This window comes from Streptomyces durocortorensis, assembly GCF_016901035.1.
Lineage (GTDB): Bacteria > Actinomycetota > Actinomycetes > Streptomycetales > Streptomycetaceae > Streptomyces > Streptomyces durocortorensis.
In genome coordinates this window covers 108250-122725 of record NZ_JAFEUF010000002.1, presented here as the reverse complement: position 1 = coordinate 122725, position 14476 = coordinate 108250, and the positions used below count along the sequence as shown (strand labels likewise).

At 70.0% G+C, this 14476-nt stretch carries 12 protein-coding genes; 4 read left to right on the top strand and 8 right to left on the bottom strand.

The annotated features are described in order from the left end of the window. The 8 genes from JS521_RS01190 to JS521_RS01155 form a co-directional block, all read right to left on the bottom strand. A partial coding sequence (locus JS521_RS01190; RefSeq protein WP_205080826.1) for a GTP-binding protein occupies positions 1-386 on the bottom strand: 386 nt, incomplete at its 3' end. Beyond that, entirely contained in the window at positions 367-1014 is a 648-nt protein-coding gene (locus JS521_RS01185) for a DUF742 domain-containing protein (protein WP_205080825.1), read from the bottom strand. The genes JS521_RS01190 and JS521_RS01185, both read right to left, overlap by 20 nt. Before the next feature lie 90 nt (positions 1015-1104). Then, complete coding sequence (locus tag JS521_RS01180) at positions 1105-1518, bottom strand: roadblock/LC7 domain-containing protein (protein WP_030125847.1); 414 nt, start codon at positions 1516-1518, stop codon at positions 1105-1107. Between the two features lie 10 nt (positions 1519-1528). Beyond that, positions 1529-4804, bottom strand: coding sequence for a sensor histidine kinase (locus JS521_RS01175; protein WP_205080824.1), 3276 nt, complete (start codon positions 4802-4804; stop codon positions 1529-1531). Between the two features lie 362 nt (positions 4805-5166). Next, on the bottom strand, positions 5167-5748 hold the full coding sequence (locus JS521_RS01170) for a GTP-binding protein (protein ID WP_205080823.1): 582 nt from the start codon (positions 5746-5748) through the stop codon (positions 5167-5169). Continuing rightward, entirely contained in the window at positions 5729-6136 is a 408-nt protein-coding gene (locus JS521_RS01165) for a DUF742 domain-containing protein (protein WP_003966010.1), read from the bottom strand. Before JS521_RS01165 ends, JS521_RS01170 begins: the two co-directional genes overlap by 20 nt. Positions 6137-6271: 135 nt before the next feature. Continuing rightward, positions 6272-6685 (bottom strand): roadblock/LC7 domain-containing protein, encoded by a 414-nt coding sequence (locus JS521_RS01160; RefSeq protein ID WP_006127850.1) that lies wholly within the window; start codon positions 6683-6685, stop codon positions 6272-6274. Between the two features lie 9 nt (positions 6686-6694). Beyond that, positions 6695-10447 (bottom strand): sensor histidine kinase, encoded by a 3753-nt coding sequence (locus JS521_RS01155; protein WP_205080822.1) that lies wholly within the window; start codon positions 10445-10447, stop codon positions 6695-6697. Between the two features lie 584 nt (positions 10448-11031). Between JS521_RS01155 and JS521_RS01150 the strand changes: the two genes are divergently transcribed. From JS521_RS01150 to JS521_RS01135, 4 genes are all read left to right on the top strand, one after another. Beyond that, complete coding sequence (locus tag JS521_RS01150; protein WP_205080821.1) at positions 11032-11214, top strand: hypothetical protein; 183 nt, start codon at positions 11032-11034, stop codon at positions 11212-11214. 94 nt (positions 11215-11308) lie between these two features. Then, a complete protein-coding gene (locus JS521_RS01145; RefSeq protein ID WP_030715514.1) occupies positions 11309-12094 on the top strand; it encodes a fumarylacetoacetate hydrolase family protein in 786 nt (261 codons plus the stop codon). After that, positions 12087-13562: a glutamate--tRNA ligase gene (gene gltX, locus JS521_RS01140; protein ID WP_205080820.1), complete on the top strand. Its 1476-nt coding sequence runs from the start codon at positions 12087-12089 to the stop codon at positions 13560-13562. Before JS521_RS01145 ends, gltX begins: the two co-directional genes overlap by 8 nt. Positions 13563-13665: 103 nt before the next feature. Next, positions 13666-14385 (top strand): HAD family hydrolase, encoded by a 720-nt coding sequence (locus JS521_RS01135; RefSeq protein ID WP_205080819.1) that lies wholly within the window; start codon positions 13666-13668, stop codon positions 14383-14385. Positions 14386-14476 lie beyond the last annotated feature (91 nt).

Below are 14476 nucleotides of genomic sequence, written 5' to 3'. Positions count from 1 at the left end.
TCGAAGTAGTCGACGGCGGGGAAGCAGTCGGCGAGACGGCGGGTGTCGACGAGCACGACGGCGCCGATGGCGCCGCGGACCAGGTCGTCCCACATGAACCAGAAGCGGTCCTGCCCGGGCGTACCGAACAGGTACAGGATCAGGTCCTGGTCCAGGGTGATACGCCCGAAGTCCATGGCCACCGTCGTGGTGGTCTTGTCCCCGGTGTGGGTCAGGTCGTCGATGCCCGCCGAGGCGGACGTCATCACGGCTTCGGTGCGCAGCGGGTTGATCTCCGAAACGGCACCGACAAACGTGGTCTTACCCACGCCGAAGCCCCCTGCCACCACGATCTTCGCCGAGGTAGTGGAGCGGGCCGCTCCGCCGCTAGAGCTTGCGAAGTCCACTGAGCACCCTTTCGAGCAGTGTCACATCTGGCTGGCCGCCGGCGGCCTCGTCGCCGCCGGGCTGATGGATAGCGACGAGTCCGGCCTCGGCCAGGTCGGCGACGAGGATCCGGGCAACGCCGAGGGGGATCGAGAGAAGGGCCGAGATCTCGGCGACCGACTTGATCTCGATGCAGAGCCGGCAGATCCGCTGATGCTCGGGCAACTGCCCTTGCAGCCGGGCCGGATCGGCCGTGGTGCTGACCAGCGCCTCGATGGCGAGCTGGTAGCGCGGTCGGGTCCGGCCGCCGGTCATGGCGTACGGACGGACCAGCGGGTTGTGCGCGGCGGGGCTGTCGGGCTCGGGAGCCCGCCGCTGCTGCACCGGCTGGATGCGCGGCTGCTGGGGCGCGTCGAACCGGTGGGGCGGCTGCGGTTGCTGCGGCCACCCCGACCCCGGCTGCTGCGGGGGCCACTCGGACCCCTGGCCGCCCTGAGCACCTTGCTGGTGCTGCGGCTGCTGGTATGGCTGATACTGCCCGGGTCCTTGACCACCGGCTGCGGCGGGGAAGCCGAAACGGTTGTCACCGTGCTCACCCGGAACCCTCTGGTCACCGTTGTATGAGTGCCCGCCTGTGGGTGTTGCCACGTTTCCTCCTCCGACTGCCGGTCGCCGATCCCAGTGGGGCCGCGCCACCGCACTTTATGGTGCGGTGGCGAGAAACGCACTGTCTGTCTACTAGTTAAGAAGACTTCCCTGAAGTTCGGCGCGGAGGTCCGGAGTCAGGACACTGCCCGCGCGGTCCACCAGAAGGGCCATTTCGTACCCGACCAGACCGATATCGGCGTCCGGGTGGGCCAGAACGGCGAGCGAAGATCCGTCGGAGATGGACATGAGGAAGAGGAATCCCCGCTCCATCTCCACAACGGTCTGATTCACGGCGCCGCCCTCGAAGATCCGCGAGGCACCCGCGGTCAGCGACGTCAGACCGGAGGCGACGGCCGCCAGCTGGTCGGCGCGGTCGCGCGGGAAACCTTCGGACATCGCCAGCAGGAGTCCGTCGGCGGAGACCACCACCGTGTGCGACACCCCGGGGGTGTTGTCCACGAAATTGGTGATCAACCAGTTGAGATTCTGCGCCGCCTGGCTCATCGGGCTCACACTAACGCTCCTGGTTGTAGGTGGTACTGGTGTCCGACCCCGCGTTGCGTCCCCGCTGGATCCCCCGCCGCAGGTTGCTCAACCTGCCGCGGACGTCCTCGGGAGCGCGGGAGACCTGTGGGCCGCCCTGCTGGGTCTGCTCCGCCGTGCCCTCGACCAGGTTGGCCTTGGGCACGCGCCGGGGGAGACCGGAGGGGGTAATTCCGCCCGCCTTCGGCTCACGGAGCTTCTCGGCCCGCTCCCAGCGTTCGTCGTTCGTCGAGCGCCAGTCGTCGGTGCCGTCCCCGTCCGTCTGCGGGTCCTGCCGCTGCTCCTGCTGCGGCTGCCGCTGAGGAGCCGGAGCGGGCTGGTCGTTGCCGCGGCCCCCGGGGCCGGGCTGCCAGTGCTGCTGACCGCCGCGGCGCGGCAGACCTGCTTCGGTCAGTTCGTGGCCGACGTTCGGGGTGGGCCCCGGACGGTCGAAGCCTACGCGCTCCGAAGGCTCCGCGGGCGTGCTCGGAACAGATTCCGGTTCGGCGGGGGCAATCGGCTCATATGCGGTGGGGAAACCGCTCTGAACAGGCCAGTCATCCTGGTGGGACTGGTCCGCCGAGCCCGCGTACGGATCGGCGAACCGACCCTGTCGGCCCTCCGGAACGGCATATGCCGACTCCGCGTAACCGTCTTGCTGCTGCGCCTGCTGCGCCTGCTGCGCCTGCTGCGCCTGCTGCGCCTGCTGGTCCTGCTGCGCGTAGCCGTTCTCGGCGCCGTACTGCTGTTGCTCGTACGACCCCTGGTACTGCTGCTGCGCCTGCTGCCCGTACTGGTCCTGGCCGTACTGCTCGTCGGCGTACCCCTGCTGCTGCGGCTGCTGCTGGTCGCCGTACGGGTCGCCCGCGTACGACTCCGGCGCGTAGCCCTGCTGCTCCTGGGAATTGTCCCCGTACGGGCTGCTTGCGCCCGTCTGGGCCTCCAGGGCCGCCCTGCGCTCCTCGCGCATCAGCGAACGGTTGACCGGGTCCAGCTGGCCCGGGTCCGCCGCGATCTCGTAGCGCGAGTCGTCGAAGCCGAGCTCCGCCGCCGTACGCATCGGGGCCTGCTGCTGCGGCGCCGGCTCGAAGGCCGTCTGCTGCTCGGGGATGATCGAGGAGACGGTGAAGTCGTCCTGGGAGCCGCCCGGTTCGCCACCGCCACCGTGGGTGATGGCGTCCGGCAGCATGACCAGCGAAGTGGTCCCGGCCTGCTCGCCCGAGGGGCGCAGCTGGACCCGGATCCCGTGCCGGTCGGCCAGCCGGCCGACCACGAACAGGCCCATGCGCTGGGACACCGCGGCGTCCACGGTCGGCGGGTTGGCCAGCTTGTGGTTGATGTCGGCGAAGTCCTCGGCGGTGAGGCCGATGCCCTTGTCGTGGATCTCGACCATGACCCGGCCGTCGGGCAGCCGCGTCGCGGTGACCTTGACCTTGGTCTGCGGGGAGGAGAACGTCGTGGCGTTCTCCAGCAGCTCGGCGAGCAGGTGCACGAGGTCGGTCACGGCCTGGCCGTGGATCTCGCTCTCCGGCACGCCGGTCAGCTGGATGCGCTCGTAGGACTCCACCTCGGAGGAGGCGGCCCGCAGGACGTCCACCAGCGGCACCGGCTGGTTCCATCGGCGGCCGGGCTCCTCGCCCGCGAGGACGAGGAGGTTCTCGCCGTTGCGGCGCATACGGGTCGCCAGGTGGTCCAGCTTGAAGAGGCTCTCCAGCTGGTCCGGGTCGGCCTCGTTGTTCTCCAGGTCGGTGATCAGGGTCAGCTGGCCCTCGATGAGCGACTGGTTGCGGCGCGAGAGGTTGGTGAAGATCGCGTTGACGTTGCCCCGCAGCATGGCCTGCTCGGCGGCGAGCCGGACGGCCTCGCGGTGCACCTGGTCGAAGGCGCGGGCGACCTCGCCGATCTCGTCCTGCGTGGTGATCGGGATCGGCTGGACCCGGGTGTCGACCCGGCCCGGGTCGGTGCGCGAGAGCTGGTCGACGAGGGAGGGCAGCCGCTGCTCGGCGATGCCGAAGGCGGCGGTACGCAGCTGGCGCATCGAGCGGCTCATCTGGCGTGCCATGAGCCCGGCCAGGATGAACGCGGCCAGCAGCGCGATGACGACGATGAGGCCGTTGACGATGGCGTCGGTCTTGGCGTCGGAGGAGATGTTCGCGGCCTCGTCCACCGCCTTGGTGACCAGCTCGTCCTCGACGGTGGCGTACCCCTCGAACTTCGCGGTCGCCGCGGCCATCCACGTCTCGGGCGTGATGCCCTTCTTCGCCAGCTCCGCCGGGTCCTGCCCCTTGCCGATCTCCTGGGCCATGCCGTCGAAGACCGAGCCGTCGATGCTCGGCGGCGCCACGAAGGGCTCGCCCGCGGCCTCGGCCTGCTCCTCAGCGGCCTTCAGCTGCCTGGCGCCCTCGGCGGCCTTGCCGGCCATGACCTGCTTGAGGCGGTCGACGTCGGCCTGGGTGCCGCCGGAGTTGAACTCGCCGAGCGCGATCTGCTCCAGGTAGTTGTACGAGCCGAAGGCCTTGACCTGGGCGTCGTAGGTGGCGGGCTTCTTGCTCGGGCGCACCAGGAGGTGCATGCCGATCGAGCGCTGAAGCGATTCTGCAGCCTTGGACAGCTCGATCGCGTAGACGGTACGGCCGTAGCTGGTGATGTTGCCGGTGCCGAGGCCGAGCTCGTTGGAGAACTCCATCAGCGAGTGCTGGACCTGGACGTAGCCCTCTTCGGTCCTCACCGGGTCCAGGGCCTGCGAATAGGCGGCCTTGCGCAGCTCGGGAAGCTTGGGCTCCTCGCCCTTGAAGAGCTTCAGGCGGCGTTCCAGACCGGGCTTGGACGGCATGTCCTTCACCGCGGCGTCGAACTTCCGCGCGGCCTCGTCCGTGGTGGCCCGGGTCTGCTCGACCACATCGGCGTCACGGTCGCCCGAGAGCAGCGGCTGGGCGGTGAGGTCCCGCTCGTTCAGCAGCGCCTGCCCGTAGTCGGACGCGGCGCGCACGACGACGGCGATCTTCTCGGCGTCCTGGGCCTCGCCCCATGTATCGATGGAGCCCTTCACCTGGAAGCCGCCCATGACCAGGCCGATCAGCACCGGGATCAGGAGGATCGCGTTCAGCCGGGTGGCCACCCGCCAGTTGCGGGGGGACAGTCGACTGGTGCTGCCGCCATCGGCGGGCTCCGGGCCGGACACAGTCGCAGGGGACGCCACAGCGCGCGACGGCGGGGTGAAGTTGCCCCGCTCGGGCTGCGCCGCGGAGCCCTCGTTGCTTCGCCTCACTCGACCAACAACCTCTCGGCGTCGGCACCTACGTTGTGCCGGATTATTTCGTTCAGGGCCGTACTACTGGGGAGTTCGTCGAATTGCAGCACGAGGACCGGCCCCGTTCCAAACACTCGGAATCGCCGATTCCGAGTGGCCCAGGCCTCAGATAAAACGGGCATAAAGAGCGAGCCCCGTCAAAAGGCGGGGCTCATGTGAGCGCAGTGGCACCGATTGGATGCATCGGGTGGCGGTGCGGAGTCAATTCTCTGTCGAAACGTTATGAACGCGGGGGCGGATCGTGTCAAACGACACAGGCCGCCCCCGCGTGACTACTGCAACTTCCGTATGGCGATATCGACTTACGCCTGGTGGAAGAACTACTTCAGGCGTGCCATCAGAGCGTGCTCGACCAGCGTGATGAGCGCGCTCTTGGCGTCCGCGCGGTGGCGGGCGTCCGTCGTCAGGATCGGGGTGTCCGGCCCGATCTGGAGCGCTTCGCGGACCTCGTCGGGGGTGTAGGGCTGGTGTCCGTCGAAGCCGTTGAGGGCGATGACGAAGGGGAGTCCGCTGTTCTCGAAGTAGTCGACGGCGGGGAAGCAGTCGGCGAGACGGCGGGTGTCGACGAGCACGACGGCGCCGATGGCGCCGCGGACCAGGTCGTCCCACATGAACCAGAAGCGGTCCTGCCCGGGCGTACCGAACAGGTACAGGATCAGGTCCTGGTCGAGCGTGATGCGGCCGAAGTCCATGGCGACGGTGGTCGTCGTCTTGTCCCCGGTGTGGGTCAGATCGTCGATGCCCGCGGACGCGGACGTCATGACGGCCTCGGTGCGCAGCGGGTTGATCTCCGACACGGCCCCGACGAACGTGGTCTTGCCCACGCCGAAGCCGCCCGCCACCACGATCTTCGCCGAGGTGGTGGCGCGGCCCGTACCGCCGCTAGAGCTTGCGAAGTCCACTGAGCACCCTTTCGAGCAGTGTCACATCCGGCGCGCCGCCGGCCTCTCCGTTGCCCGGCTGGTGGATGGCCACCATGCCGGCTTCCGCCAGGTCCGCCACCAGGATCCGGGCGACGCCGAGCGGCATCGACAGCAGCGCCGACACCTCCGCCACCGACTTGACCTCACGGCAGAGGTGGCAGATCCGCTGGTGCTCGGGGAGCAGGGTCCCCAGATGAGCGGGGTCTGCCGTCGTGCTGACCAGAGCCTCTATCGCGAGCTGGTAGCGCGGCCGGGTCCGGCCGCCGGTCATGGCGTAGGGGCGAACCAGCGGCTGGTCGCCTTCCCCGTCGTACGACGCGTGGTGCAGTGCGCCGTACGGATCGGGTGAGGCGGGTGGCGGGGTCATGAATCCTCCGGGCGTGACAGCAGGTTCTCGGCTTGCCGTCTGCAAGGGGCCGGTGAGGGGACTAAAGCGGCCTGTCGGGTGAGGGTTGTGGGCATTACCTGGGGGGATCGTGTCGGGAGTCCGCTGGACGGCCGTCTAGTGGAGCAGACTGCCTTGGAGCTCGGCGCGGAGATCGGGCGTGAGGACGGTGCCTGCGCGGTCGACCAGGAGGGCCATCTCGTACCCGACCAGACCGATGTCGGCGTCCGGGTGGGCGAGGACGGCCAGGGACGAGCCGTCGGAGATGGACATGAGGAAGAGGAATCCCCGCTCCATCTCCACAACCGTCTGACTGACGGCGCCTCCCTCGAAGATCCGGGACGCACCCGCGGTCAGCGAGGTGAGACCCGACGCGACAGCGGCGAGCTGGTCGGCGCGGTCGCGCGGGAATCCTTCGGACATCGCCAGCAGCAGGCCATCCGCGGAGACCACCACCGTGTGGGACACCCCTGGGGTGTTGTCCACGAAGTTGGTGATCAGCCAGTTCAGATTCTGCGCGGCCTGACTCATGGGGCTCAACTAACGCTCCTGCTGGTGAGTGGGGCCGAGATGGATACTGCCGGTCTGCTGGCCGTTGTTGGCCTGCCGACCCTGCTGGATGCCCCGGCGGAGATTGGTCAGACGACCGCGCACGTCATCGGGCGCACGCGAAACCTGAGGTCCGGACTGGTGATTCTGCTGCTGCGCGGTCCCCGGTACCAAATTGGCGCGGGGAACACGGCGGGGCAGCCCGGAAGTGGTGACCCCGCCGGCGGCGGGCTTCTTGACCCGCTCGGCCTGGCGTACGAGTTCGTCGTTGGGCGAGGCCCGCCAGGAACTGGTGACCGAGGTGTCGGCCGCACCACGCTGCGGCATGGGCGGGACCGGCACACCGGCTGCATCCGGAGCGGCCGGCTCCTGCGGTTCGGCGGGCGGCTGCTGGCCGCCCTGGCCCGGACCGTGGAACCAGTTCGTCTCCAGGGTGTCGTACAGCGGCGTACGCCCGTCCCCCGGACCGGCCGGCGGCAGGGACTCCGGCTGCTGGGGGAGCGCCGGACGGTACGGAGCCTCGCCCGCCGGGGAGGCGGACGGACGCGGCGCACCGAAGTCGTTGCCACGCGGCGCGGGCAGCTGCTGACCCTGATCCGGCCGGCCCTGGCCCTGCTGGGGCTGGTGCGGGACACCGAAGTCGGGCCGGGCGAACTGCGCGGTGCTCGCCGGGTCCTGGCCCTGCGGAGCCTGCTGCTGGTACGACCGGTCCTGGGGAGCCGCCGGACCCGAGAAGTCGGGCCGGGCGAACTCGGAGGTCGCGCCGGGGCCCTGGTGGTCGTCGGAGGGCCGCTGGTTCAGCGGCGCGTTGAACGGGTCCTGGCCGGGGCCCGCCGGCCGGGCGAACTGCCCGGTCGCGTCGTGCTCCTCGTGACCGCGCGGGGTGTCGGCGCCCCAGCTGGTGGTCGCCGGACGCTGCGGCTGCGGGTTGCCGCCGGGCAGCTCGGCACGCGGTCCACCGGGCGGCGGCAGCTGACGGCCGGGGCCGCCGGGCTGCTGGAAACCGCCCTGGGCGAGACCGCCCTGCTCCTGCCTGGCCTGGGGCTGCTGCGCCCCGGGGCCCTGCTGGCCCTGCTGGTTCTGCCAGCCGGACGGGGCCTGCTGGTTCTGCGGGGCGAACTGGCCCGGGCGGCCGTTCTGCCCGGGGGAGGGCGGAGCGCCGTGCCCGAACAGGTTGGGCTGCGCCCCGTCGCCGCGGCCGGGCGCATCGCCCTGGGGGCCGCGGGCGCCGATCCGGGCGCTGTTGCCGAAGGCGCCGGAGAGGCCGCCGCCCTGGCGCTGCGGGGCCGGGCCCTGGCCCGGGAAGTCCTGGCCGGGGCCGCCGTTGCTCGGCTGGCCGCCGCCCTGCGGTCCCTGCGGCCGGCCCGCGGAGCCGTCCCGGGCCGGCAGTGCCGCCCGGGGGCCGGCGCCCGCGCCGACCTGGCCGCGCTGACCGCCCGGACCGCCGCCGAGGCTCTTGGCGCCGCCCTGACTGCCCGGACCGCTGCCGAGACCCGCGCGCTGGCCGTTGCCCGCGCCGTTCCCGTTGCCCGCGAGCAGACCGCCCGGGGTGCCGGACTGCTGCCCGGGGCCCTGCTTGGACGGCGGCTGCTTGCCGCCGTGCGCGACGTCGACGGGCAGCATGACCAGCGCGGTCGTACCGCCGGAGTCGGAGGGACGCAGCTGGATCCGGATGCCGTGACGCAGCGAAAGACGGCCGACCACGAACAGACCCATGCGGCGGGAGACGGAGACGTCCACCGTCGGCGGCTGCGCGAGCCGCTCGTTGATCGCGGCGAGGTCCTCGGGGGAGAGGCCGATGCCGGTGTCGTGGATCTCGACGAGGACCCGACCGTCGGGCAGCGCGTGACCGGTGACCTTGACCTTCGTCTGCGGCGAGGAGAACGACGTCGCGTTCTCCAGCAGCTCGGCGAGCAGGTGCACGAGGTCGTTGACGACGCGGCCCGCGACCTCGGTGGCGGGCACCGCGGAGAGTTCGATGCGCTCGTACTGCTCCACCTCGGAGGCGGCGGCACGGAGCACGTCGACCAGCGGGACGGGGCGGGTCCACCGGCGGCCCGGCTCCTCGCCCGCGAGGACGAGGAGGTTCTCGCCGTTCCGGCGCATACGGGTCGCGAGGTGGTCGAGCTTGAAGAGCGAGGACAGCTGGTCCGGGTCGGCCTCGCGTGACTCCAGCTCGGAGATGAGCGAGAGCTGGCGCTGGATGAGGCCCTGCGAGCGGCGCGAGAGGTTGGTGAACATCGCGTTGACGTTGCCCCGGAGGAGGGCCTGCTCGGCGGCGAGGCGGACGGCCTCGCGGTGCACGTCGTCGAAGGCCGCGGCCACCTGGCCGATCTCGTCCCGGGAGTGCACGCCGACCGACTCGACGGAGGTGTCGACGTCCTGCGGGTCGGTCTCGGAGAGCTGCTTGACGAGCTCGGGCAGCCGGTCCTGGGCGACCCGGGTGGCGGTGTCCTGGAGGCGGCGCAGCGAGCGGATCATGGAGCGGGCCACGACGAAGGCGCCGACGAGCGAGACGCCGAGCACGATGAAGATGACCGCACCGTTGATGATCGCGTCGCGCTGGGAGGCCTGGCGCAGTTCGCGGGCCTTGGCCTCCATGTCGCTGAGGAGGGTGGCCTCGATCGTCTCCATGGCCTTGATCTTGATGGTGCTCTGGTCGTACCAGTCCAGGTACGACCGGACCTGCTTGCCCTCGATCGCGTTCGTGGTGTCCAGGATCCGCTTGGCGTACATGTTCCCGGCGTTGATCTCCGGGTTGCCGTTGTCCAGGGGCGCCATCAGTTCCTCGGCGCTCTGCCCGGTCGTCGCGTAGATCTGCTTGAACGAGGTGAGGGCCCGGGACTCCTTGGCGAGCGCGTTGGAGCCGAACTGCCGGTCGTTCTGGTTCAGGTGCGGTTCCTTGACCGAACCGCCGGGCAGCGCCGCGGCGATGATCGCGCGCTGGACCGAGGCGTACTCCTTGGCGGAGGAGAACGCCGCCAGCGCCCGGGTCCGCTTGATCATGTCCGGGTTGCTGGTCGCCTGCGCCATGTCCTGCGAGAGGCTCAGCAGCGAGGTGATCAGCTGGCTGTACTGGTCGACCGTGTTGAGACTCGGCGAGCCCTCTTCGTACGCCGTCTTGCGGATCGTACGGATGGTGCCGAGCTGGGAGGCGATCGACGAGATGCTCGCGTGGATGCTCTCCAGCGAGTCGTCGCCCTCGGAGTCACCGATCGAGTCGGTCTCGTCGAGGAAGGCGTTCTTGGCGCGGTCGGTCTTGTCCCGGGGCCCGGTGACCTTGTAGTCGGTGGGCTTGGACTTGTTCGACAGCGGACCGGCCGACTGGTCGCGCTCCACCTGGAGCGCCTGGGCGAGGGAGGTCGCCTGCTTGGTCATCTTCGTCAGCAGCTGCATGTGCTCCAGCTGCTGCATGTCGGTCATCGACTCCTGGATCCGCAGACCGCCGAGGCTGGTCGCGGCGACCACCGGGAGGGCGAGGAGCGAGACAAGTCGCGTGCTGATGCGCCAGTTGCGGAGCGCTATTCGCGAGCCCGTGTCGACCGGGCCACGCGACTGTGCGGGCGTGTTCGGCTCCGCGCCGGTGCTCGTCGTGGAGCCCGGGCGCTGCGCACGGTCGCTGTTGTCGCCGGCAGCGGCCGGCCCGGGGCTCTGGGCGTGCTGGGGCGAGGAACCGCGGTCGGTCCCGCCGCGCGGCTCCTGTTCCGCCGGAGCGCTGCCATCCCTCTTGAAACGTCCCTGCACTAGCGTCGCAACCTCTGGACCAGGCGTCCCGCCCGCGTGTGCGGACGGAGACGGTGTCGGCGTCGTGGGGCGCTGGACGCGCCCCATGGGTGGTCGTGTGAGTGACCGGCGTACTTCCCCCTCCCGCCGCCACTCGGCGCTGCGTTGCGCCCCTGCGCGCCGGCCTGAAACCCGCGGCGGTGCGTGGAATTCCAGCACAGTGCAGGATCTCCAACAAGGCCCATGTACCGGGCTGTGACCTGCGTGACACGTTGTGATGAACGAGTAACAAGCAGTGGAGAGTGATCGTGAGTAAAGCGGACTTTTATGGAGGACTTACCTAGGGGTGGGGGGTGTCCCAGTCGCGATGATCAGGAGCGGAATGGTGGATTCAGTGATGCAATGTCCGTTTTCTGGATCACGGCCGCCTGCCCGGAATGGGTCAAATGTCGATTAGTTCGTGAGCAAACTCACATGATGATCGTCGCCTCATCCCGGCTCCGGCGGGGAATCGGATGTTTAGCCTGACGCTTTACAGGGATGGCGAATCCGACAAGCCGGCGCCGCGACGAGCGACGCCCTCACCGACAGGGTCCTGACGGCAGATGAAGACGACGACGATGTTCCGCAACATTGCCAACCCCCGGCGCACCACGCTGGCGCACCTCAAGGACGCCGAAGCGCTGCAGACGCCCCTGACGCCGGAGCACGCCGCCGACCTGCCGAACGTCACGGCCAACCCGCGCCGCACCATCCTCATGGACGCCCCGGTCGCGGTCGCCCCGTAGCCACCGCCGGCATACGCGAGCTGTGCCCCTCCCACAGAGTTAGCCTGGAGCGTCAGTCTTCAGCCAGCCAGCAAGTGAGGGGCGACAGCATCCCGTGCGCATCGCCAGGTTCTCCATCGACGGCAATGTCGCCTTCGGCGCCGTCGAGGGACAGGGCACCGTGGAATCCGGTGACCTCGTCCTCGACATCATCAAGGGCATTCCGTACGCCGACTTCGAGCTCTCGGGCACCAAGGTCCCGCTGAACAAGGTCCGGCTGCTGCCCCCCGTGCTCCCCAACAAGGTCGTGGCCATCGGCCGCAACTACGCGGAGCACGCCGCCGAACTCGGCCACGAGGTCCCCGAAGCGCCGATCACCTTCTTCAAGCCCACCACCTCGGTGATCGGCTCCGGCGACGCGATCGAGTACCCCTCCTTCTCCGAAGAGCTGCACCACGAGGCCGAGCTGGCCGTGGTCATCGGCCGCATGTGCCGCGAGGTCCCCCGCGAGCGCGTGCGCGACGTCATCCTCGGCTACACCTGCGCCAACGACGTCACCGCCCGCGATGTGCAGAAGCGCGAGAAGCAGTGGGCCCGCGCCAAGGGCTTCGACACCTCCTGCCCGCTGGGCCCCTGGGTGGAGACCGACGTGGACCCCCACGACCTCACCATCCAGGCGACGGTCAACGGCGAGCAGCGGCAGCTCGGCCGCACGAGCGACATGGTCCGCTCCATCGAGGACCTGGTCGTCCACATCACGGAGGCCATGACCCTCCTCCCGGGCGACGTCATCCTCACGGGCACCCCCGCAGGGGTCGGACCCCTGCACGTCGGCGACGAGGTCGCCGTCACCATCGAAGGCATCGGCACTCTCACCAACAAGGTGATCAAGCGTGGCTAACGCACCAGTCCGTGTACGTTTCTGTCCCTCCCCGACCGGCAACCCGCACGTGGGCCTGGTCCGGACGGCGCTCTTCAACTGGGCCTTCGCCCGGCACCACCAGAGCACCCTGGTCTTCCGGATCGAAGACACCGACGCCGCGCGCGACTCCGAGGAGTCCTACCAGCAGCTGCTCGACTCGATGCGCTGGCTCGGCCTGGACTGGGACGAGGGCCCCGAGGTCGGCGGCCCGCACGCGCCCTACCGCCAGTCGCAGCGGATGGACCTGTACAAGGACGTCGCAGAGAAGCTGCTCGCCGCCGGGTACGCCTACCCCTGCTACTGCACCACGGAGGAGCTGGACACCCGCCGCGACGCCGCCCGCGCCGCAGGCAAGCCGTCCGGTTACGACGGCCACTGCCGCGACCTCACCGCCGAGCAGAAGGCGGCGTACGAGGCCGAGGGCCGCACCTCGATCGTCCGCTTCCGGATGCCCGACGAGGCCATCACCTTCACCGACCTGGTCCGCGGCGAGATCACCGTCCAGCCGGAGAACGTCCCGGACTACGGCATCGTCCGCGCCAACGGGGCCCCGCTCTACACCCTGGTCAACCCGGTCGACGACGCCCTGATGGAGATCACCCACGTCCTGCGCGGCGAGGACCTGCTCTCCTCCACCCCGCGCCAGATCGCCCTGTACCGGGCGCTCATCGAGCTGGGCATCGCCAAGGACACCCCCGCCTTCGGCCACCTGCCGTACGTCATGGGCGAGGGCAACAAGAAGCTCTCCAAGCGCGACCCACAGGCCTCCCTCAACCTCTACCGGGAGCGCGGCTTCCTCCCCGAGGGCCTGCTGAACTACCTCTCGCTGCTCGGCTGGTCGATCGCCGAGGACCGCGACATCTTCTCGATGGACGAGCTGGTCGCCGCGTTCGACATCAAGGACGTCAACGCCAACCCGGCCCGCTTCGACCTCAAGAAGGCCGAGCACATCAACGCCGAGCACATCCGCATGCTCGACGTGAAGACCTTCACCGAGGCCTGCGGCCCCTGGCTGAAGGCCCCCTTCGCGCCTTGGGCCCCGGAGGCCTTCGACGCGGAGAAGTGGACCCGGATCGCCCCGTACGCCCAGACCCGGGTCACGGTGCTCTCCGACATCACCGACAACGTCGACTTCCTCTTCCTCGACGAGCCGGTGGAGGACGAGGCCTCTTGGACCAAGGCGATGAAGGGCGACCCGGTGGCCCTGCTCACCACCGCCCGCGCCAACCTGGAGGCGGCCGACTGGAGCGACCCGGAGTCGCTGAAGAACGCCGTCCTGACCGCCGGCGAGGCCCACGGCCTCAAGCTCGGCAAGGCCCAGGCCCCGGTCCGCGTCGCCGTCACCGGCCGCACGGTCGGCCTGCCGCTCTTCGAGTCCCTGGAGATCCTGGGCCGCGACAAGAGCCTGGCCCGCGTGGACGCGGCGCTGGCGAAGCTGACCGCGTAACGCGACAGGAAACCCCGAGGAGGGTCGCGGCCGACCGGCTGCGGCCCTCCTTCCTTTCTTCTTCCCCCGCCGCGGTCCGGCGCGGGCGGCTACGGTGACGTACATGCCGATCCGCGCCGTTCTCTGGGACATCGACGACACGATCTTCGACTACGCGGGCGCCGACCACACCGGCATGCGGCTCCACCTGGAGACCGTGGGCCTGCCCGTGGCGTACGTGACGGTCGACGAGGCCCTCGCCGCCTGGAAGGCGATCACCGCCGTGCACTGGGCGCGCGTGGCCGCCGGGGAGACGGACTTCCTCGGCCAGCGCCGGGACCGGGTGCGGGAGTTCCTGGGGCGGCCGATGACGGACGCCGAGGCCGACGACTGGTTTGCCGGCCACCTGGTCCATTTCGAGGCCGCCTGGGCGCTCTTCCCCGACGTGCTGCCGGTCCTGGACCGGCTGGTGCCGACCTACCGCCACGCGATCCTCTCCAACTCCAGCAGCCACAACCAGCACCGCAAGCTCACCGCGCTCGGCGTCCGGGACCGGTTCGAGGCGATGGTCTGCGCGGTCGAGCTCGGCATCTCCAAGCCGGAGGCCGGCGCCTTCCACGCGGCCTGCGAGGCGCTCGCGCTGGAGCCGCACGAGGTGGCGTACGTCGGGGACGAGCCGGACATCGACGCGAGCGGGGCCGTGGCCGCCGGACTGACGGGCATCTGGCTCGACCGGCGGGGCAGGGGCGGCCGCTCCGATCTCGTGAGGATCACCGGGCTCGACCAGCTCCCCGGCCTGCTGGCAGGCGATACCCGTTTTGGAGCGCCGGACACCTTCAGGTAATGTTCTTTCTGCGCCGCCCGAGCGGGCCGAAAGATCCGGCCGGGAAGCGCAGACAGAAGTGAAGCCCCCACCAGGGGTTGCATTTCAGTGG

What these genes read in the sequence shown, in the direction of transcription:
- JS521_RS01180 (WP_030125847.1), bottom strand. Translation starts at nt 1,518, where the DNA reads ATGAGCCAGGCGGCGCAGAATCTCAACTGGTTGATCACCAATTTCGTG.
- JS521_RS01165 (WP_003966010.1), bottom strand. Translation starts at nt 6,136, where the DNA reads ATGACCCCGCCACCCGCCTCACCCGATCCGTACGGCGCACTGCACCAC.
- JS521_RS01160 (WP_006127850.1), bottom strand. Translation starts at nt 6,685, where the DNA reads ATGAGTCAGGCCGCGCAGAATCTGAACTGGCTGATCACCAACTTCGTG.
- JS521_RS01150 (WP_205080821.1), top strand. Translation starts at nt 11,032, where the DNA reads ATGAAGACGACGACGATGTTCCGCAACATTGCCAACCCCCGGCGCACC.
- JS521_RS01135 (WP_205080819.1), top strand. Translation starts at nt 13,666, where the DNA reads ATGCCGATCCGCGCCGTTCTCTGGGACATCGACGACACGATCTTCGAC.